The sequence below is a fragment of the Collimonas fungivorans genome, assembly GCF_001584145.1.
GTDB lineage: Bacteria > Pseudomonadota > Gammaproteobacteria > Burkholderiales > Burkholderiaceae_D > Collimonas > Collimonas fungivorans.
This window is the reverse complement of the sequence record NZ_CP013232.1, coordinates 2,736,307-2,756,749: the sequence shown is the minus strand read 5'-3', so window position 1 is coordinate 2,756,749 and position 20,443 is coordinate 2,736,307. Positions and strand designations below refer to the sequence as shown.

The 20,443-nt window shown below is 60.3% G+C and carries 21 protein-coding genes; 7 read left to right on the top strand and 14 right to left on the bottom strand.

Annotated elements, in window-relative coordinates; translation table 11 throughout:
- Window positions 1-148: 148 nt before the first annotated feature.
- Entirely contained in the window at window positions 149-946 is a 798-nt protein-coding gene (locus tag CFter6_RS11960) for a hypothetical protein (RefSeq protein WP_061540107.1), read from the top strand.
- Between the two features lie 24 nt (window positions 947-970).
- Here CFter6_RS11960 and CFter6_RS11955 read toward each other — a convergent pair whose 3' ends face one another.
- Entirely contained in the window at window positions 971-1,255 is a 285-nt protein-coding gene (locus CFter6_RS11955) for a hypothetical protein (protein ID WP_061540106.1), read from the bottom strand.
- A gap of 181 nt (window positions 1,256-1,436) precedes the next feature.
- Entirely contained in the window at window positions 1,437-1,748 is a 312-nt protein-coding gene (locus CFter6_RS11950; RefSeq protein ID WP_061540105.1) for a hypothetical protein, read from the bottom strand.
- 349 nt (window positions 1,749-2,097) lie between these two features.
- Between CFter6_RS11950 and CFter6_RS11945 the strand changes: the two genes are divergently transcribed.
- Window positions 2,098-2,586 carry a GFA family protein gene (locus CFter6_RS11945; protein WP_061540104.1) on the top strand — a complete coding sequence of 163 codons (489 nt, stop codon included), beginning with the start codon at window positions 2,098-2,100 and terminating at the stop codon, window positions 2,584-2,586.
- 133 nt (window positions 2,587-2,719) lie between these two features.
- Here the strand turns inward: CFter6_RS11945 and CFter6_RS11940 are convergent, their stop codons facing one another.
- From CFter6_RS11940 to CFter6_RS11910, 7 genes are all read right to left on the bottom strand, one after another.
- Complete coding sequence (locus tag CFter6_RS11940) at window positions 2,720-3,658, bottom strand: ABC transporter substrate-binding protein (RefSeq protein WP_061540103.1); 939 nt, start codon at window positions 3,656-3,658, stop codon at window positions 2,720-2,722.
- Between the two features lie 79 nt (window positions 3,659-3,737).
- Window positions 3,738-4,772: an ABC transporter permease gene (locus CFter6_RS11935; RefSeq protein WP_050808548.1), complete on the bottom strand. Its 1,035-nt coding sequence runs from the start codon at window positions 4,770-4,772 to the stop codon at window positions 3,738-3,740.
- A 33-nt stretch (window positions 4,773-4,805) separates the two neighbouring features.
- Window positions 4,806-6,362, bottom strand: a complete 1,557-nt coding sequence (locus CFter6_RS11930; RefSeq protein WP_150118721.1) for a sugar ABC transporter ATP-binding protein — start codon at window positions 6,360-6,362, stop codon at window positions 4,806-4,808.
- Between the two features lie 66 nt (window positions 6,363-6,428).
- Complete coding sequence (locus CFter6_RS11925; protein ID WP_061542337.1) at window positions 6,429-7,205, bottom strand: SDR family oxidoreductase; 777 nt, start codon at window positions 7,203-7,205, stop codon at window positions 6,429-6,431.
- 93 nt (window positions 7,206-7,298) lie between these two features.
- Complete coding sequence (locus CFter6_RS11920; protein WP_061540101.1) at window positions 7,299-8,576, bottom strand: L-fuconate dehydratase; 1,278 nt, start codon at window positions 8,574-8,576, stop codon at window positions 7,299-7,301.
- 11 nt (window positions 8,577-8,587) lie between these two features.
- On the bottom strand, window positions 8,588-9,442 hold the full coding sequence (locus tag CFter6_RS11915; RefSeq protein ID WP_061540100.1) for a fumarylacetoacetate hydrolase family protein: 855 nt from the start codon (window positions 9,440-9,442) through the stop codon (window positions 8,588-8,590).
- A gap of 39 nt (window positions 9,443-9,481) precedes the next feature.
- A complete protein-coding gene (locus tag CFter6_RS11910; RefSeq protein ID WP_061540099.1) occupies window positions 9,482-10,246 on the bottom strand; it encodes an SDR family oxidoreductase in 765 nt (254 codons plus the stop codon).
- A gap of 225 nt (window positions 10,247-10,471) precedes the next feature.
- On the opposite strand from CFter6_RS11910, the gene CFter6_RS11905 reads away from it, so the two are divergent.
- Window positions 10,472-11,176, top strand: a complete 705-nt coding sequence (locus tag CFter6_RS11905; protein WP_150118720.1) for a helix-turn-helix domain-containing protein — start codon at window positions 10,472-10,474, stop codon at window positions 11,174-11,176.
- Between the two features lie 12 nt (window positions 11,177-11,188).
- Window positions 11,189-11,968 (top strand): CPBP family intramembrane glutamic endopeptidase, encoded by a 780-nt coding sequence (locus CFter6_RS11900; protein ID WP_061540098.1) that lies wholly within the window; start codon window positions 11,189-11,191, stop codon window positions 11,966-11,968.
- Between the two features lie 209 nt (window positions 11,969-12,177).
- On the opposite strand, the gene CFter6_RS11895 is transcribed toward CFter6_RS11900, so the two are convergent.
- Together CFter6_RS11895 and CFter6_RS25595 are read right to left on the bottom strand one after the other, a co-directional pair.
- Complete coding sequence (locus CFter6_RS11895; protein WP_150118719.1) at window positions 12,178-12,453, bottom strand: hypothetical protein; 276 nt, start codon at window positions 12,451-12,453, stop codon at window positions 12,178-12,180.
- A 50-nt stretch (window positions 12,454-12,503) separates the two neighbouring features.
- Window positions 12,504-13,748 (bottom strand): HAF repeat-containing protein, encoded by a 1,245-nt coding sequence (locus CFter6_RS25595; protein ID WP_150118718.1) that lies wholly within the window; start codon window positions 13,746-13,748, stop codon window positions 12,504-12,506.
- A 391-nt stretch (window positions 13,749-14,139) separates the two neighbouring features.
- Here CFter6_RS25595 and CFter6_RS11880 point away from each other — a divergent pair, with 391 nt between their 5' ends.
- On the top strand, window positions 14,140-14,865 hold the full coding sequence (locus tag CFter6_RS11880) for a DUF899 family protein (protein ID WP_061540094.1): 726 nt from the start codon (window positions 14,140-14,142) through the stop codon (window positions 14,863-14,865).
- Between the two features lie 31 nt (window positions 14,866-14,896).
- Here the strand turns inward: CFter6_RS11880 and CFter6_RS11875 are convergent, their stop codons facing one another.
- Both CFter6_RS11875 and CFter6_RS11870 read right to left on the bottom strand, forming a co-directional pair.
- Complete coding sequence (locus CFter6_RS11875) at window positions 14,897-16,300, bottom strand: glycerophosphodiester phosphodiesterase family protein (RefSeq protein WP_417924799.1); 1,404 nt, start codon at window positions 16,298-16,300, stop codon at window positions 14,897-14,899.
- 66 nt (window positions 16,301-16,366) lie between these two features.
- Window positions 16,367-16,918, bottom strand: a complete 552-nt coding sequence (locus CFter6_RS11870; RefSeq protein WP_061540092.1) for a TetR/AcrR family transcriptional regulator — start codon at window positions 16,916-16,918, stop codon at window positions 16,367-16,369.
- 123 nt (window positions 16,919-17,041) lie between these two features.
- Here CFter6_RS11870 and CFter6_RS11865 point away from each other — a divergent pair, with 123 nt between their 5' ends.
- Together CFter6_RS11865 and CFter6_RS11860 are read left to right on the top strand one after the other, a co-directional pair.
- Window positions 17,042-17,830 (top strand): SDR family NAD(P)-dependent oxidoreductase, encoded by a 789-nt coding sequence (locus CFter6_RS11865; protein WP_150118717.1) that lies wholly within the window; start codon window positions 17,042-17,044, stop codon window positions 17,828-17,830.
- A 101-nt stretch (window positions 17,831-17,931) separates the two neighbouring features.
- Window positions 17,932-19,038: a DNA alkylation repair protein gene (locus CFter6_RS11860; RefSeq protein WP_061540091.1), complete on the top strand. Its 1,107-nt coding sequence runs from the start codon at window positions 17,932-17,934 to the stop codon at window positions 19,036-19,038.
- Between the two features lie 24 nt (window positions 19,039-19,062).
- Here the strand turns inward: CFter6_RS11860 and shiA are convergent, their stop codons facing one another.
- Complete coding sequence (gene shiA / locus CFter6_RS11855) at window positions 19,063-20,418, bottom strand: shikimate transporter (protein ID WP_061540090.1); 1,356 nt, start codon at window positions 20,416-20,418, stop codon at window positions 19,063-19,065.
- Window positions 20,419-20,443: the final 25 nt, after the last annotated feature.

Below are 20,443 nucleotides of genomic sequence, written 5' to 3'. Positions count from 1 at the left end.
CGCCGCAAAGAGCCGCTGCCAGCCATAAAAAATCCTGGCATTCCAATCTGAAATGTTAGCTATCGCTCATTCGCCCCAAGTTGCTCCTGCTAAGCTTTTATCCAGGCATTTTCTCCCCAGGCGGATAAACTTGAATGAGGATCTCCCGATGAGCATCGTGACCAAATCCCTGGCCGCAACAGGCTTGTGCCTGGCGTCTGCAAGCGCGCTGGCCGATCCGTCGCCGGCGCTGGACCGTTTCAGCCTGTCGGTCGGCGGCTATTATGTCGAGCCGACTTTCAATATCGGCGTCAACACCAAATACGGCCGCGCCGAAACCGGCGACCTGACGCGCGACCACAAGACGCTGGGCCGGGTGCGCGCCGATGTGCTGCTGGGCGACCACCAGGGCCTGGCGTTCGATTACTACCGCTACACCAACAATTTTGACGCCGCCATCGCCCGCACCGCCACCGTCAACGGCCAGGTCGTCACCGGCGACGCTTCCGCCAATGCCCGCCTCAAGGTGGAACTGGCGCAACTGGCCTATAAATGGTGGTTCGGATCCGGCAATACGGTATTCGGCCTCGGCGCCGGCGCCGCCTATTACCAAGCCGACCTCGACACCATGGCGCGCGGTTCGCTGGACGGCGTCAGCGGCACGGCCAGCGATTCGCGCAGCGACAACGCCATCGCGCCGCTGCTGGAAGTGGGCGTGCGCACGGCGCTGAGCGACAATGTGCGGCTGTACGCCGAGGCTTCCGGCATCAAGAAAAACGGCGGCAACATCAACGGCCATATCTATAACGGCAATGTCGGCGTCGAGTGGTTTCCGTTCAAGAATGTCGGCATCGGCGCCGACTACGGCATCACCAAGATCCAGCTGTACCGGGATAGCTCCAACTATGAGGCCAACCTGGGCGTCAAGCTGGTCGGGCCCAGCGCTTATCTGAAGGTTCGCTTCTGATCGGGCGTCGCTACTGGAAAGACGTTAGCGTTCATCATCAGATATATCTTCGATGCTGACGATGTTGCCGCCGCGCTCCACGATTTCCCGATGGCAGGCCGCCAGCAGCACGTCAAAATCCGGGTCTTCCATTTCGCCTTCGATATCTTCTTGTACCGGGTCGGCGTCGTCATCCGTATCGGTCTGTTCGAATTTCGGGCTGGTTCCGATATACGACGCACTGTATGGACCGCCGTCATCCGACTCCGTAACTACCAGGGTAAAAAGTGCGTTGTCGGTTTCAATGATGTAGGTACTGATAGGCCTCATGAGAAATCTCCTTGTCTCAGGTGTTAAATGAACAACCTTCGTGGAAATGTTGGCGTGCGCCAACCGGCCTGGTGCTCCAGGCATTGGCTTTTTTATTGGGAATGAGAGGGGCTGGAGATCAAATAGTTCTCCATGAAAAACGATTCTGCAGGTTTTTTGCTTGCCAGCGGCGGCGAATTTGTCAGCGCCCGGATCCCCAGTCTCTGCGAGGACGCTCGTCGATGACCGAGATGTCCTGGATACCGAGTATTTCGCCGCCGCGTTGCGCGATCTGCCGATGACAGGTGGCGATCAGCACATCGAAATCCACGTCTGCCGCTTCGCCGTCAAGATCCTTCTCGCCCAGCCCGGGATTGTCCACCCATGGCAGTTCGACTTTCTGCCGCGTCCCGACATATGTCGCCTTATAGGGGCCGCCATGGCCGGCTTCCGTGACGACCAGCGTAAACAGGGCATTCGTGGTTTCAATCATGTAAGTACGAACCAGCTCCATAACCATTTCCTTGATCTGCCTGCAGCTGAATGCTTCAGGTTCTTTTAACTATACTGCCATCGATGTTCACGCGCTCGAGTTCCGGCCCCAGCAGCCGCCTGGGCGGCGCAATTTGCGATGAGGGCGATATCGGAGTGATGGTCGGCGCGCCGGTTCTGCCGGCTCGCTCGCTGCCGAAAACGGCAATCGTCGTGATCGAGCCCGTGACACGACACTAGCCATTACCGGCGGCGCCGGAATAAGAGGGAAGCATGATGAACTTCAACAGCGGGCCTGTATGTTCGGTGCTTAACACTGGCTTGCCGCCGGGATCGGCGATACTGGAGGCGGCGATAACTAGGAGAGAACCATGAAACTCAAGGGATCCTGCCATTGCGGCGCAGTCCGTTTCAGCCTGGAAAGCGATACGCCCTATCCTTACCAGCGCTGTTATTGTTCGATCTGCCGCAAGACCCAGGGCGGCGGCGGATACGCCGTCAACATCGGCGGCGACGCCAGCACCCTGAAGGTGCAAGGCCAGGACGATGTCAGCGTCTACCATGCAAAACTCAAACGGCAAGGCGAATCACGCCTCCATACCAGCACCGCGCAACGACATTTCTGCCGGCGCTGCGGCAGCGCGCTGTGGCTCTACAGCCCGGAATGGCCGGAACTGGTCCACCCGTTCGCTTCCGCCATCGATACGCCGCTGCCGGCGCCGCCTGAATATACCCACCTGCTGCTGGCCTATAAAGCACCATGGGTGGAAGTCAAGACCGGCCGCAAGGACAAGCAGTTCACGCAGTTTCCGCACGAATCCTTGTTTGAATGGCATCAGCGGCTGGATTTGCTGAAATGACGGGGAATGCCATTCAGTGGATATCCAAACGGCATAGTGGTCGTGGACAGATCTCGCGTGACCGACGGTCCGCGTAAACAAAAAATGCCGTTCAGGCTTAGCTGAACGGCATCAGGCTCGCACTTAAACCGGATCAGTCGTACAGTACGGCAGCGATCTTGGGATCGTTGATATTGCTCTTGTCGTACCAGTAGAAACCGGTATCGATCACCTTCGGCAGTTTTTCACCCTTGAGTGCCTTGACCGCCGCCTCTACTGTCTTGTAGCCGATGCCGACCGGGTTCTGGGTGATGGCGCCGGCCATGCTGCCGTCCTTGATCGCATCTTTCTGCTGCTTGCCGGAATCGTAGCCGATGATCACCAGCTTGCGCTTCGTTTCCTTGGCGCCATTCAGCACGCCGATGGCCGAACCTTCGTTGGTGCCGAAGGCGCCCTTCAGATGTGGATAGGCCTGTAGGATGGACTTGGTGATCTCGGTCGATTTCAGCTGGTCGCCGGCGCCGTACTGGATGCTGACGATCTTGATCTTGGGATAAGCCTTCATGCGTTCGACAAAGCCGTCGCGGCGGTCGATGCCGGTGCGGCTGGTCTGGTCATGCGCGACTACGGCCACTTCGCCTTCCTTGCCGATCAGCTCCGCCATCTTGTCAGCCGCCAGCGCTGCCGCTGCCTTGTTGTCGGTAGTGGCGGTAGTCACCGGAATGTCGCTGTCGACGCCCGAGTCAAACGCAACGATAGGGATATGCGCGGCCTGGGCCTTTTTCAGCAAAGGCAAGGCGGCCTTGCTGTCCAGCGCGGCGAAGCCGATGGCCTTCGGTTTCTTACCCAGCGCCGCCGACAGCATGTCGATCTGCTTGTCGACCATGGCTTCGGTTTCCGGTCCTTCGAACGATACCTTCACATTGAAATCCTTGGCGGCCTGTTCCGATCCGGCTTTCACCGCTTGCCAGAACTGGTGCTGGAAGCCTTTCGAGATCAGGGGAATATAGACATCCTCGGCTACCGCCGCGGCGCTGAATCCAAGCGCAAGCGCCAGGCCGACGGCGATGTTGACTGCTCTTCTCTTTATCATTTCAAGTCTCCTCTTATGGTTATAAAACGGTGGGCCTTGCTGCAACAGCCCGTAACTGCACCTGCAAAACCTGTTCTTTTCACTGGCGCCGGCGGCGCAGGATATCCATGTATACCGCCAGGATGATGATCACGCCGGTCACCACGGTCTGCCATTCCTGCGCCACCGACATCATGCGCAAGCCGTTGATTAGTACGCTCATGATGAAAGCGCCGATGATGGTGCCGAGGATGGTGCCGGTGCCGCCTGACAAGGAAGTGCCGCCGATCACCACCGCGGCGATCGCATCCAGCTCATAACCCTGCCCCAGCGCCGGCTGCGCCGAATTCAGCCGCGACGCGATCAGCAGCCCGGCGATGCCGCAAATGGCGCCGCCCACGGTGTACACCGCGACTTTCCAGAAATCGACATTGACGCCCGACAGCCGCAGCGCTTCTTCGTTGCTGCCCAAAGCAAAGGTGTAGCGCCCGAAGATGGTCTTGTTCAGCACGATGCCGGCGGCGATGGCAACCAGGAACAGGATCAGCACCGCATTCGGGATCGGCAAGGCAGGAATCAGGCTGCCGATCAGGGAATCCTGCGAGATGGCTGAAAATCCCTCGGTGTCGTTGAAGTAGATCGGCTTGGTGCCGGAGATCACCAGCGACAGCCCCTTGAGCAGCATCATCATGCCCAGCGTCGCGATGAAAGGCGGGATCTTCAGCTTGGCCACCAGCACGCCGGAAATCCAGCCGCACAAGGCGCCGAACACGATCGCGGCGATGACGCCGACGTAGAGCGGCATGCCCCAGTAGGTGAGGAACACGCCGGCCATGACGGCGCAGAAGGTCATCAGGGTGCCGACCGACAGGTCGATGCCGGCGGTGATGATGACAAAGGTGCAGGCGATCGCCAGCACGCCATTGACCGCGGTCGACTGCAGGATGCCGACCAGGTTGTCGATTTCCAGGAAATTCGGCGAGGCGAAACTGAAAAACACCAGCAGCGCCAGCAAGCTGGCGAAGGCCAGCAGTTTCTGCCGGGTGGCGGGATGAAAGATCTTGGCCTTGACCGCCGCGAATACGCCCTGGCCTGGCTGCTGTGCTTGCGACGCGGGATTCTGGATATTTGCCATGGTGGTTTTCATTGTATGTAAGTGATTCGGGTGTCAAGCGGCTTGGGCCGCGCGCTGATCATCGCGCTTTTCTTCACGCTGGGTCGCCAGTTGCATGATCTTTTCTTGCGAAGCTTCCGCGGCAGACAGTTCGCCGGTGATGCGGCCCTCGCACATGACCAGGATGCGGTGGCTCATGCGCAGCACCTCCGGCAGTTCCGAAGAAATCATCACAATCGCCTTGCCTTGTTCCGCCAGCGTATTAAGCAGCTTGTAGATTTCGCTCTTGGCGCCGATGTCGATGCCACGCGTGGGTTCGTCGAAAAACAGAATGTCGCAATCGCGCAGCAGCCATTTGGCAATCACGATCTTTTGCTGGTTGCCGCCCGACAGCAGCCGCACCGGCTGATCGACCGACGGCGTCTTGATGCTCAGCTGCCGCACGAAATCCTGCGCGGTGTCGCGGATCGCGGCCTGGTCCAGGAACAGGCCCTGGGTCAGGAACCGGTTCATGCTCGACATGGCGACGTTGGTCTTGACGTCCAGCCCGGTAGCCAGGCCGAAATGCTTGCGGTCTTCCGACAGGTAACCTATGCCGTGCGCTACCGCATCCCGCGGCGACTTGATCGTCACCTTGGCGCCGTGCACCCGGATTTCGCCGGCGTCGATGCGGTCGGCGCCGAAGATGGCGCGCGCCACTTCGGTGCGGCCGGCGCCCATCAGCCCTGCAAAACCGAGGATCTCGCCCTTGCGCAGGCTGAAACTGACATCCTTGATGAGGGCGCCACGCTGCAGCCCCCTCACCTCCAGCACAACATCATTGGCGGACGTGTCGGGCATGGCCTGGCCGCCGCTGTCGAGCTGGCGTCCCACCATCATGCCGATGATGGTCTCCATGGAAGTGGTGGCGGTCGGCACGGTGGCGATGTATTTGCCGTCGCGCATGACCGTGACGCGGTTGGAAATCTGCCGCAGCTCGTCCATCTTGTGCGAAATGTAGATGATGCCGACGCCGTGCGACTGCAGCTGGCGGATGATGCGGAACAGATCTTCGATTTCGGCGTTGTTGAGCGCCGCCGTCGGTTCATCCATGATCAGTACGCGCGAATCGAAGGAAAGCGCCTTGGCGATTTCCACCATCTGCTGCTTGGCCACCGTCAGCTCACTGACCAGCGTGCGCGGATCGAGGTCCAGCCGCATGCGTTCAAAAATCACCTTGGTTTGCCGGTTCAGGGCTTCCTCGTCAAGGAACAGGCCGTAGCGTCCGCGCGGCTCGCGGCCGATGAAGATGTTTTGCGCGGCGCTCAGGTGGTTCATCAGGTTGAGTTCCTGATGGATGATGCCGATGCCCAGCGCTTGTGCAGCGCGCGGCGAGGGAATCTCGACCGGCAGCCCTTCAATGCGGATTTCACCGCTGTCCTTCGGGTACACCCCGGCCAGCACTTTCATCAGCGTCGATTTGCCGGCGCCGTTTTCACCCATCAGCGCATGGACCTCGCCGCGCATCAGGTCGAAGCGGCAGTTGTCGAGCGCCAGCACGCCGGGAAAACGCTTGGTGACGTTTTCCAGCGAAATAAGGCAATCCGGCGTAGGAATATCTGATTGCTGCATATCTACTCTCATGATGCACTGCCGGCGCTGGCGCTGACCGTGTTAAATCAGTCTATCAAGATGCATTCAGGTCAAGGCGCGATCGAGGTGGCTGTAGCCGCCGTCCACGTATACCCATTGCCCGGTCGTATGCGCGGCGCGCTGCGACAAGAGAAATACCGCGGTGTCTGCAATCTCCTCGGCCGTGGTGAGCCGTTTGCCGAGCGGTATCTTGCTGGTGATCGCGGCCAGCTTCTGCTCTGGATTGTCGAAACTGGCGATCCAGTTGCGGTACAGCGGCGTCATCACTTCGGCCGGGATCACGGCGTTGACCCGTACCCCGTCATTCGCCAGTGCAGCGGCCCATTCACGCGTCAGCGCCAGCTGCCCGCCCTTGGCGGCGCAATAGCCGCTGGTGTTGCCCTGGCCGGTCACGGCTGTCTTCGAAGAAATGTTGACGATGGCGCCACGGCTGGCTTTCAGGTGCGGCACGCAGAAATGCGCCATCGTGTAGTAGTGGATCAGGTTTTTTTCCAGCGACAGCACGAAGGCGGCCCGGCCGGCGTCGAGGCCGATGTTGTCGTTGATGCCGGCGTTGTTCACCAGGCCGTCCAGCCTTCCGAATTCGGCTATGGTCTGCGCCACGGCCTGCCGGCATTTGTCCTCATCCATCAGGTCGAGCTGGAGGATGAGCGACTTGCCTTGCAAGGCCAGCAACGCCGTCTTGAATTCGGGCGCCGGCTGGCTTTTGCCCAGGATCACGGGAATCGCGCCTTCCGCCGCCAGTTGCAGCGAAATCGCAGCACCTATTCCTGCGCCGCCGCCGGTCACGATCACCACTTTTCCTGCTAAATGTAGATCCACTTTGCCGTCTCCGTTTTTATTTGTTTTTTTGTAGCGTGGGCAGGTCTTCTTGCCCACGCTGGATATTCTACTGCGTGGGCACAGGTGCCCACCCTACCCGCGAAACTGGTATTGCTGCAGCGATTCAGGTTTCATCGTAATCGAAAACCCGGGCGCCGTCGGCGGCATGTACGATGCATTGCGTATGACGCAAGGATCGACAAAATGTTCATGCAGGTGATCGACATACTCCGTGACTCGCCCCGCCTTGGTGCCCGCAATGCAGACATAATCGATCATCGACAGGTGCTGCACATACTCGCACAGGCCGACTCCGCCGGCATGCGGACACACCGGCAGCTTGTATTTGGCAGCCATCAGCAGCACCGCCAGTATTTCATTGACGCCGCCGAGACGGCAGGAGTCGATCTGCACCACGTCGATCGCGCCGCGCATGATGAGCTGCTTGAAAATAATGCGGTTCTGGCACATTTCGCCGGTGGCGACCTTGACCGCGCCTATGCCTTCGCGGATCTTGCGATGGCCCTCGACGTCGTCCGGGCTGGTCGGCTCTTCGATGAACCAGGGTTTGGCAAACGCCAGCTTGTTAACCCAATCGATGGCCTGGTCAACCTCCCACACCTGGTTGGCGTCTATCATCAGCTGCCGCTCCTGGCCGATCACTTCGCGGGCGATGGTGACACGCCGGATGTCGTCTTCCAGGTCACGCCCGACCTTGAGCTTGATATGGTTGAAGCCATTGTCGATCGCTTCCTGGCACAGCCGGCGCAGCTTGGCGTCTTCATAACCCAGCCAGCCGGCGGAAGTGGTGTAGCACGGATAACCGTCCTGCTGCAGCAAGCGGATACGCTCGGCCTTGCCCGGTTCCTGCGCGCGCAGCATGGCCAGCGCTTCTTCCGGCGTGATGCAGTCGGTCAGGTAGCGGAAATCGATGGCGCGCACCAGTTCCTCGGGCGACATGTCGGTCACCAGCCGCCACAGCGGCTTGCCTTCCGCCTTGGCCCACAAATCCCACACCGCATTGACGACAGCGCCGGTGGCCAGGTGGATCGCGCCCTTGTCGGGACCGATCCAGCGCAGCTGGCTGTCGGAGGTGATGTGGCGCCAGAAGCGTCCCATGTCGGCGCTGATCCAGTCCAGCTTGAGGCCGACCACCAGGTGTTCCATCGCCTTGATCGCGGCGCAGCAGATTTCATTGCCGCGGCCGATTGTAAAAGTCAGGCCGTGCCCTTCCAGGCCGGGCTGGTCGGTTTCCAGAACGACATAGGCGGCGGAGTAATCGGGGTCCGGATTCATCGCGTCCGAGCCGTCCAGCATTTGCGAGGTCGGAAAACGCACATCCAGCACGCGTATTGATCGAATTGTCGTCATCGTGGTTCTCTTTAAAGTGAGATGGTGCGTTGGCGCTGTTCTCCCAGCCCGTCTATGCCGAGCCGCATCACCTGGCCCGCACGCAGGTAGACCGGCGGCTTCTGTCCGAGACCGACGCCGGGCGGCGTGCCGGTGGAAATCACATCGCCAGGCTGCAAGCTCATGAAGCGGCTCAGGTAGCTGACCAGCGCCGGCACCTGGAACACCATGGTCGAGGTATTGCCGTTCTGGTAGCGATGACCGTCCACCTCCAGCCACAGACCGAGGGCGTGCGGATCGGCCACTTCGTCGGCGGTCACCAGCCAGGGGCCGAGTGGGCCAAAAGTGTCGCAACCCTTGCCCTTGTCCCAGGTGCCGCCCAGTTCCAGCTGGTATTGGCGCTCGGAGACATCGTTGATCACGCAATAGCCGGCGACGTGCTTGAGGGCGTCGGCTTCGCTGATGTAGCGCCCGCCCTGGCCAATCACCACGCCAAGCTCGACTTCCCAGTCGGTCTTCAGGGAGCCGCGCGGGATTTCGACGTCGTCGTCCGGACCGCAGATCGCACTGGTCCATTTGTTGAACACCACCGGTTCCGACGGCACTTCCATGCCCGATTCGGCGGCGTGGTCGGAATAGTTCAAGCCGATGCAGATGAATTTGCCGACGGCGCCGACGCAAGGTCCGAGGCGCAAATCCTGCTGCGGCGTGCCGGCGACCAGCGGCAGGCTGTCCAGGTCCAGCGCCCGCAGCTTGTCCAGTTCCTGCGGCGTCAGGAAGCTGCCGGCGATATCCGTTACCACGCCGGACAAATCGCGCACACGTCCCTGTGCATCCAGCACGCCGGGTTTTTCCTGGCCCTTCTGGCCGTATCTCAACAACTTCATGGTTTCGCTTTCATGGTGACGTTATTCAACAGGGATTGATTAATTGGACCAGCCGCCATCGATCAGATGGATGGCGCCGGTAGTAAAGGAAGATTCGTCGGAAGCCAGGTACAAGGCCAGGGCCGCGATTTCTTCGGCCTTGCCGACCCGTCCCATCGGCTGGCGGGCGACAAACGCGGCCTCGATGTCGGCGATCGGCACGCCTTGCTGGCGCGCCTGTTCCTTGATCCGCGCTTCGAGAGAAGGCGATTCAACGGTGCCGGGGCAGATAGCGTTGCAGCGGATGCCCTTGGCGACGAAATCGGCGGCCACCGCCTTGGTCAGGCCGATCACCGCCGCCTTGGTGGCGCCGTACACGAAACGATTGGGCACGCCTTTGACGCTGGAAGCGGCCGACGCCATGTTGATGATGGAACCGCCGCCCTGCGCCAGCATGCCTGGCAGCAGCGTGCGGATCAGGCGGTACATGGAGGACACGTTGAGGTTCCAGGAGAACTCCCAGTCCTGTTCGGTGCAATCGAGGATGCTGCCGTGATGGACAAAACCGGCGCAATTGAACAGCACGTCGAAAGGCGAACCGGTCTGCGCCAATGCGGCCACGGCCTGGGCGTCGGTGACGTCGAGATGGCGGGTGGCCAGCTCGGCGCCGGCGGCGCGGGCCAGCGCGGCGGTTTCGTCCAGCGCCGCCTGGTTGATGTCGGTAGCCAGCACCTGCGCACCCTCGCGGGCGAACATCACGGCGCTGGCGCGCCCTATGCCCTGGCCTGCCGCAGTCACCAGGATGCGCTTTCCTTGTAGCCTCATTAAAACTGTCTCCTTGTTATCGTGCCTGGACCTGTTTGATTTCGGTCCATAGGTCTATTGGTTGGACCAATCGCTTGGGTCAATATTAATGGTTAAATTTTGGCTTTGCAATACATAATTGAAGCCGCTCATCTAATTAACTGATGGGACCGGTCGCTGGCTGGCTTGCCAATGAGCAATGATATGCCGCAATATGCAACAGATAATCACCCGCCCTTAACCCGCATGCCCAGCTTTCAACAGACGCCCAGCTGCATCCTCGAACCCGGAACGGTTATTCCGCGCCACATCCATGCGCAAGCTTACGCCACCATCGTGCTCGACGGCGACTACCAGGAAGCCGGCGAACGCGGGCGCTGGCATGTGCGGGCCGGCGACGTGCTGCTGCACGCGCCCTTTTCGGCCCATTGGAACCGCGCCATCCCGCGCGGCGCGAGGGTCCTGAACTTGCCGGTAACCATGGCCGTGGCTGAGTCGGCATGCGGCCAGGTCGCCGATCCCGACCTGGTAATCCGCCTGGCCGGGCGCGATTCGCTGGAGGCCGCGGCAGCGCTCACGCACGGCTGGCGCCAGAGCCAGGGCAAACTGAGCGAAGCGCCGGACCTGCTGGCGGAAGCGCTGACCGCTTCCGATCCTGCGGGCGTACAGCTGTGGTCGCTGGAAAACGGCGTGTCGCGGGTGACGGCGTTCCGCTGGTTCCGCTCCGTCTACGGCGTCAGTCCGACACGCTACCGCATCGAAGCCCGCGCCCGCCTGGCCTGGCGCATGTTCATGGATGGCGACGCCAGCCTGGCCGAAATTGCCGCTGCCGCCGGCTACGCCGACCAGGCGCACATGAACCGCGACGTCAAGGCCTTCACCGGCCGCTCGCCCGGCGCCTGGCGCAGCACACTGAAACATTCGTTCAAGACCGCCGCGGCCGCTCCCTGATATCGTCAATCCATGACCGATACCACCGCCCTCGCCCCCAGCCGCCCGCTTTTTGAAATTACCGGATTCAAGTTCCGCCTGTGGCCGATCCTGCTCGCCGCGATCCTGATGCAACTCATGCTGTGGCCAGCGCGCGAAGCCGCGCGCTGGCTGTTCAAGCACCAGGCCGGCTGGTTCCACCATCAGGTCTGGGCTTTTGTCGGCCTGGCCGAGCTGTTCCAGATTGCGGTCGGACTGATGGCGGTCCTGGTCATGCGCCGCTGCCTGCCTCAGGCCGATCCCTATCTGCGCTGGCCGCCGCAGCGCAGTTATGCCGGGCTGGCGGTGCTGATAGGCATCGGCATGGCGCTGCTGATGCTGGTGGCCGACTATTGGCCGCAGCTGCTCAGCCGCACTGCGCCCCAAGGCGGCTACGAGATGACCGCGCTCGGCATCCCCGGCTGGCTGGCGGTGATGTTCGTCGCCGGCCCCAACGAAGAGATCATCTTCCGCGGCGTGCTGGTCGGCATGCTGACCGTGCTGGTGCCTGGACGAGTGCGCCTGGCCCAGTTCGAGATCCCGGTGTCAGGCGTGATCGTGAGCCTGCTGTTCGGCGCAGCCCATTACGGCAGTTTTTTCCAGGACCCGCTGTACCAGGCGATCGCCCAGCAGCTCTACGCCTTCCTCTTCGGCCTCACCTACGTCTGGCTGATGGAACGTTCGCGCAGCCTGCTGGCGCCGATGATCGCGCACGGCCTCGGCGACCTGCTGGAAGTGGGCGCGGTGATGCTGCTGTCGGTTGCCTGGGCTTGATCCAATCCAATGACTCTACCGCCGCTGTCAGCCACCTATCAAGGCGTGCAAATGCAAATATTATTTATGGCCGCCACTAATTTACCACTGGCGATTTTCATAAAATAAACCGGGAATTGCTCTCGATTTACCCCAGTACTCCCGCACATCGAGAATCCCTAGCATTCGAATACAGACACCATGTCACGCATTCCGGGAAAATAGCATCATCACTTCCTCAATTCCCAGTCGCTTTGAAAAAGAACCATGTTTTGAAGATTCTTATTATAGTAGTCATCGGGTTTCAGTTTCGCCATATCGACCGTCGGACTCGCAGTACTCCCGATTTTATGTGTGCCGGTTTTACCCTTTAGCTTCTCCATGGCTAATTTAAAATCTTCTTGCCAATTTCCTTGCTTATATGTTTCCAAAAGAGGACTGGCTTGAGCCAATAAGGAGCACGCCAGCAATAAGACAGCCATAAAATTTCGTTTGTCGAAAAACATGATTTCTCCTGGTTTTAGGATAAAGATTTTCATTTCACAAAATGTACGGGCTATCTGAGCTTTGCAGCTATCGAGACAGGGACGCATAGCTGTTCCTCGAACGCATGCATTGCTTCCCCGGTTATTTCACTACTGCCGGCGACATAACAGCCGCTTTTCGAGATGCTGCCGATGCCGGCATTGGCTCCGCCCAAAGTACCTTGGTCCAAGGTCCCGCCGGCCGCGGTCCAAACGAATGGATGACTATTGCCATTAGCGATTTCACTGGTGCCAGCCACAGTGCTGTTGTCGCCAAGGCCGGAAGCGCTGGCTCGGGCGCCGCCAGACAGAGGCGCAATGGCAATCGCATTGTTGCCAGTCGCAGGATCCCAGAAAAAGGGCAACGCGAACGCTCCTGTGGTCAGGTAATTCCCTGTAATTTGACCGCTTGCATTCATGCTTATGCCAGCGCTGCGCGCAACGGTTCCTGCTACGCTGGTCAATACCTGCGGAACGCCTGATGCCGACCAGCGAACCACCTTAGGATCAGAGGCAGCGGCGAAATTGCAATTGCCCATTGCTTGCCCCGCCATGTTGACTTCACTGACGCCACAGGCGATCGCGCCAGACGGCAAAGATAACGCCGAGGCTGAGTACCCAAGCAGTCCTGAGGTCCACTTCACCGGCGTGATAGTGCCTTGGTTATTCGGACAGTTGCCGACTACAACAGGATTACCGCTGCCACCCGTATCGCTCACATCGGCTGGACTGCAGTTGGTTGTAGCCAAGCCGAGCAACCCTACCGACAAAACCGTCGCAGAAGTATTGGTCAGCCAGATCACCGGCACGGCGGTACTAGTGGCGTCTGCACTCAGACCGACGGGAATTCCCTGCTGGTTGATGGCGGTTGCAGTCGTCGTGACCCCTCCTAATGCTGGCGGCAATACAAGGGCTGAACTACCCGGGCTCGAGGCCGACCATATGACAGCTTGAGATGCTGCATTGGCATTTTGGCAGGAGCCAATAATCGTGCCGTTGTTTGTAATTTTATCGGCAGAACAGTTGCGCCCGGCCACCAATGGCGACAGCGCCAGTTCTACTCCTGGCGTGGCGGCGAAAAAAGCTACGCTAACTCCCACGGCGTTAGTGCAGGAACCTACTTCCCGGCCGCTATCGTCCACACTGTTTCCAGAACATTGCAAGCCCGCTCCTGTACCCTCGTCGACCAGCGCCGCATGGGCTGTTGACGACATGCCATAACAAGCCGATACAGCAAGCAACGCGGAATAGAAACATTTCTTTGCTTGATGAAGCATGTTCGTGCTCCTCTAATTTAATTAACGAAAAAGATTCTCCCTCCCAAGCGACATATCAAGGGACGACGGGACCTGGTTGAATCAGAACGATGACGACGCGTGAATTACGCGCTTGAAATGCGAAGAGGCAATACCAAGCTAGACCATCAGAATGATGATTTCAAGAAATATTTACTTAGATCAACATTGTGCCTCATCGCTCTCCTGCCGACCTAAGTTATAGGTTGGAAAGTGTCCAAGTTGCTAGTGGCGATCCACTCTTAAAAGATAGGCACAAATGGATAAACAGCAAACTTGCAATCAGGTGACAAGTGCCATATGTATCCGGCTTGTAACGGCATCCGGCCTGGACATATACTGATCGCTTGAACGCCAGACAAAGGAGCTTGTCATGTCGACCAGACCTGAACTGCAGCAACTTCGTTTTCCCGGCGAGAGCGCCGATTACCGTAGCGCCCGCGCCGCCCTGCTAGCCGAGGAGATGGCGCTGCGGCGCCAGATCGAGAGCGTCGCCGCCCGGCGCCGTGCCCTGCCTCCAGGCGGCGAATTGAAACAGGATTATCGTTTTGTCGGCGTCGACGGTCCGGTGCATGTTTCGGAACTGTTCGCGTCCGGCAAGGATACGCTGGCGATCTACAGTTTCATGTACGGCCCGGAGCGCAAGCGGCCCTGCCCCGGCTGCACCCATTTCCTCGACGGCATCGATGGCCAGGTACGGCACATCGACCAGCGTCTCAACTTCGTGGTGGTCGCCAAGCGGCCGTTGGCGGATCTCCTCGCTTTCGCCAAGGAACGCGGCTGGCGCGGGCTGCACCTGCTGTCCACCGACGGCAACGGCTACGACAGCGACTACTTCGGCGATTCCAGCGCCCTCAGCCCGCAGATGCGCAGGCAGCAGGACTTCAAGGATGGTGAAGAATGGGACATGCCGATGCTCAACGTATTCCACCGCAGCGACGGTCTGATCCGCCATACCTGGGGCTCGGAGATGCTTTACGTACCGTCCGAGCCCGGCCAGGACTACCGCCACAACGACATGCTGGATCCGATGTGGAACCTGTTCGACGTCATGCCGGAAGGCCGCGGCGATTTCCAGCCCAGGCTGAGCTACGCCTGAAGCCGCCGCTGCTGCCGCCGCTGCTGCCGCCTTATTGCCTGGATTCCTTGATAAAGGCAGTGCGCGCAGCCACCCCGGTGTTGGCGAAATCGGTGAACACGCCATCGATCCCGGCGCGGAAGTAAGTCAGGAACTCCGCGCTCGGATCGCCCTTGTAGATGCCGGCCAGGTATTTCTGCTCGTTGCGGAAAGTATAGGAGTGCACGAACAGGCCAGCCTTGTGCGCATCGGCGATCAGGCTGGTGGGCGTGACCGTGTTGACGTCGGCCAGCGAGCCGGTGTACGGCGTGCCGTCGGCGTTGGTGGCTTTGAATGGCACGATGGTATGCGCCATCACCTGCGGTTTCCAGGGCCCGATGCCGTCGGCATAGGTCTTGATTTCGGCCAGCCCGGCCGGCGTCAGCATGGCGCCGAAATAACGGCCGTCGCCGGCCAGCGTCCAGCTATATGGCCGGCCGTCGACGAAATTATAGACATCGTTGGTCTGGTAAATCATTTCGCCGGTCTTGTAGTTGACATCGTTGCCGTCGACCAGCTGCACCATCTTCGTATTCAGGCCGGCGGAGCGCATGTACTTCAGGCTGGCCGGATCGAAGCTCTGCACATAGATCGGCGCAGTCTTGCTGTTCAGGTTGTTGTCCTTGATGAGCTTGATGATCGCATCTTCGAACGGGTGCTTGCCGCTGCCGCAGCCGTTGGCGATGGCTTGCGCATTGTTCCAGTAGGGGTTCTTGGATTCCGGATAGATCGAAATCGTGCGGCCGCTGGCGGCGCCCTTGGCCTTGGCGATATCGATGATCTCCTGCATTGTCAGGATCGGGTATTTGCCGTTCAGCGCTGTCGGCCGCTGGTCGCGCGCATCGTAGGTGGTGCCGCCTATCCATTGTTTCAGCTCGGCGACGGTGAAGTCGGTAATCGACCAGTCGCCGGTATGGTCCTCGCCGTCCACCACCAGCGATTTCAACACCGATTTCGGATCGTTGGGATCGGTCAGGTCGCTCAGGTATTGCGCCGGGCCGCCGTAGGTGGCGAGCGAGTAGCTGACATTCACCAGCACGCCCGGCACGGTGCGTTTGCGCGCTGCCACGGTGGCATTGGTCTGGGCCACGGTGGTGATGTTGGTGTTATCGCTCAGCCACGGATTGTGGCGGGCAACCAGCACGCAATCCTTGCTCAGGTGCAGGTCTTCTTCCAGCGAATCGGCGCCGACGTCGGCCGCGGCTTCATAAGACGGCTGCGTCTCTTCCGGATACAGCCCCGGTAGCCCGCGATGCCCGATCACCAGCGGCGCGGCGCCATCCAGGGTCTGGAATTTGGCCGAGGCCAGGTTGCTGCTGTCGCCGCTTCCGCCGCAGGCGGTCAATGCAGCGGCAGCGGCGAGCTGGGTCAGGATCAGGACTGGACGGGAGGTGCGACGGGTATCTGAGAGATGCATGGCCATTTGGGATGAAATTGAATTCGGCGATTATGGCTTCTTTCAATGACTGCCTGATGACAACATTTATTTCCCTGCCTCTAGCCACGCCAGTGTATCCGCCAGCAATTGATCGGACAACTCGGTATCGTCGACCAGGCGCGCCAGCATCAGCGCCCCGATCATGGCTGACCAGCCGCCGACCGCAGCACGCCGCCGCTCCTCCGCGGTTTTTCCTGGCGCACTCCGGCTGAATTTCTCAACCTGGCGCCGGACGCTCTCGGTCATGGTTTGGCGTACCTCATCGCCGGCGCGTACAGCTTCCGTACCCAGCGTCGAGAACAGGCAGGCGCATCCCGGATCGTCGCGATGGGCGGCGCTCAGGTATTGCGCGGCAAAATCGGCCATCCGCTCCGGATGGGGAACGCCCGCAGGCGGCGTCAAGACATGTGCGCAGGCCTGGGCGATCAAATCGTCCTTGGATGTGAAATGCCCGTAAAACGCGCCGTGTGTAAGGTTCGCGGCATTCATGATTTGCGCCACGGTGACGCCTTCGAAGCCGCGTTCGCGAAACATGCGAGCAGCAGCATCAAGAATGCGCGTGCGGTTTTCGGCAACCTGTTCGCGGCTGATCTTCATGGTTTCTCCTTTTGATGCTTGACATTATATATGATGACCGTCATGATTGTATTCATGATGTACATAATGAATAGTGATTTCATCATTTACATTTCTTTTCAACAATCAAAACCAGGATTCATCATGACCAAGCAAACTAAAACTACCGTACTCATCACCGGCGCATCCGGCGGCATCGGCGCCACTTATGCTGAGCGCCTGGCCGGCCGCGGACACGACCTCGTGCTGGTGGCGCGCGACCAGGTGCGCATGGAGGCGCTGGCCTCGCGCCTGCGCGCGGAAACCGGCGTCAGCATCGACATCATCAAGGCCGACCTGACAGATGCCTCCGACCTGAAGCTGGTCGAGGCCCGCCTGCGCGAGGATGCGCGGATCGGGCTGCTGGTCAATAACGCCGGGGCTGCGGCGCCGGGCGGGTTTCTGGATGCGGACGTCGAGCTGCAGGATCGCCTGATCCGCCTCAACATCACCGCCGTGACGCGGCTTGCGGCCGCAGTCATTCCGCGCTTCGTGGCCCAGGGCGAAGGAGCAATCGTGAACATTGCTTCGGTGGTGGCGCTGGCGCCGGAATTCCCGCTCGGTGTGTATGGTGCGACCAAGGCCTATGTCTTGACTTACTCGCAAGCCCTGAACGCCGAACTCGGCGCGCGCGGATTGTACGTGCAAGCCGTGCTGCCGGCAGCGACCCGTACCGAGATCTGGGAGCGCTCCGGACGCGATGTCAATGCGCTGCAGGGAGTCATGGAGGTGGGCGAACTGGTCGATGCGGCGTTGCTTGGTTTCGACCGCCGCGAGCAGATAACCATCCCGTCCTTGCCCGACGCCGGCCAATGGGAAAGCTTCAACACGGCGCGCCAGGCCATGTTGCCCAACTTCGCCCAAGAGCATGCGGCAGAGCGGTATCGGCGTTAAAAAACCGAAGCTCGCCCGCAGCTCCTGACAGCATCTGTCAGGAGCTGCGGTTATGCTGTCGTTTTCGGAGGCAATAAACCGATCCGGCCTGGGAACAGAACATGACAGCCACTGAAAACACCGCGTTAAAAGAAATCTTTGACAAGGCCCGCTTCCGCAGCGTGGCGCTTGAGCTGGCGGCGATCTGCCCGGCGTTCGACGCCAAGCGTTTTCTCAAGATAGCCTTCGCCGGGCTCGACGACCTGAGCCTGATGCAGCGCCTGCGCCGCATGACGGAAGCCTTGCACGCGACCCTGCCGGCGGATTACCGCAAGGCGCTCAAGATCCTGCGCGCGCTGGCGCCGCGCATGGATCACGGTTTCGCCACCCTGGTCCTGCCTGATTACGTGGGCCAGCATGGCCTGGACGATTTTGACTGGTCAATGGATGCGCTCAAGTATTTCACCGGCTTCGGTTCCTCCGAATTCGCCGTGCGCGAATTCCTGCGCGCCGACCTGCAACGAGCGCTGGCCATCATGGAAACCTGGTCACGCGACGACAGCGAGGCCGTGCGCCGCCTCGCCAGCGAAGGTAGCCGCCCGCGCCTGCCGTGGTCGTTCCGGCTCGACGCCATCCTTGCCGATCCGGCACTGGCGGCGCCCATCCTGGAAAACCTGCGCGCGGATCCCAGCCTGTATGTCCGCAAATCGGTCGCCAACCACCTGAACGACGTCACCAAATCGCATCCGGACTGGGTGCTGGACCGCCTCGCCGCCTGGCCGCTCGACCATCCCCATAGCGCCTGGATCGCCAGGCACGCGCTGCGCTCGCTGATCAAGGCCGGCAACGTGCGGGCGCTGGCAGTCATCGGCGCCGGCGGCATCCCGGAAGTAAAAATCAGCAAGTTCGCGGTGACGCCGCGCCAGCTTGCATTGGGCGAGCGCGTGACCCTGTCGTTTGATCTTGCATCAAAATCGGCGGCAAGCCAGCGCCTGGTGATCGACTACAAGATGCATTACGTGAAAAAATCGGGCGCGACCGCGGCCAAGGTTTTCAAGCTCAAGGAGCTGACGCTGGAGGGCGCGCAGCGCGTATCCATCGAGCGCAGCCAGAGCATCCGGGATTTCACCACGCGCGTGCATTACCCGGGGCGGCATGAAATCGAAATCCTGGTCAATGGCCTGCCAATGGCGCACGGCTTTTTTGAATTGGACTGTGGCGGAAAATGAACCGTCTGCCGAGGCCGGCATGCTTCAGGCCGCCGGTCTCGAATCCACGGACCGTGGATAAGGTGTCGTTGCGTTCGGCCTGGCCGAGCGGCTCCCCATTTCCATGCGCGCCGAGACTATCACCGACAGCAGGCAGCCGCCTGCGAGATAGGCCGCCACGGCATGCCAGCTGCCGTCAACGCCCAGCAAGGCGGTTGCGATGAACGGCGTAAACCCGCCGCAGACCACGCTGGCGAACTGGTAACCAACGCCAGCGCCGCTGTAGCGGTATTCGGCGCCGAAAAATTCGGTGAACAGCGGTTGCTGCACGCTGACCACCATGTCGTGCGCAATATTGGCCAGCAGCACGGAGAAGATCACGATCCAGGCGACCGAACGGGCTTCCATGGCGAGGAAAAACGGCACTGCGGACAGCAGTCCGATCACCGCGCCGGTTACATACACGCGCTTAAGCCCGATCCGGTCGGCCAGCATCGCGAAAGCCGGGATCGTCACACAACTCACGGCGCCGACCAGCAGGCTGATGTTCAGGAACAGGTCGCGCGACATGCCAAGGTTTTTGGTTGAATAAGCCAGGGCAAATGCAGTGACGATGTACATCGTGAACATTTCCGCCATGCGCAAGGCAATGATCAGCAGGAAACTCTCGGGATGGTTGCGCAAGGCGGCCAGCAACGGTACTTTCACCTTGTGTTCACCGCCGACTTTCTCGACGAATTCCTGGGATTCCTCCATGGTCGAGCGTATCCACGCCGCCACCAGCACCAGCACGATGCTGACCAGGAAAGGGACGCGCCAGCCCCAGGACATGAAGGCATCGTTGCTCAGCGTATGGGTGAGGATCGACACGATGCCGGTTGCCAGCACCAGGCCGACGCCGTAACCGACTTGCACGCCGCTGCTGTAGAAAGCCTTTTTCCCTTCCGGCGCGCTTTCGACCGCCATCAGCGCTGCCCCGCCCCACTCGCCGCCGACTGCAAAACCTTGCAAGGCGCGCAGCACGACCAGCGCCAGCGGCGCGTACCAGCCAATGCTGGCGTATGTCGGCAACAGGCCGATCAGCGCCGTCGACACGCCCATCATCATCACGGTAATCACCAGCATGCGTTTCCTGCCAAGCCGGTCGCCGAAATGTCCGAACACGATGCCGCCCAGCGGCCGGAACAGGAAACCCACGCCGAACGTGGCGAAAGCCGCCAGCGTACCTATGGTCGGACTGGCATTGGGAAAGAACTGGCTGTTGAACACCAGGGCCGCTGTGATGCCGTACAACAGGAAGTCATACCAGTCGACCACCGCACCGACAAAACTGCCGAGCGCCGCTTTGCGCGCCCTGCGGCTTGCCGAGATGTTTCCAGTTGCATGAGTTTTTATCTTCATTATCGTCTCCGGATGATCGGTTCGT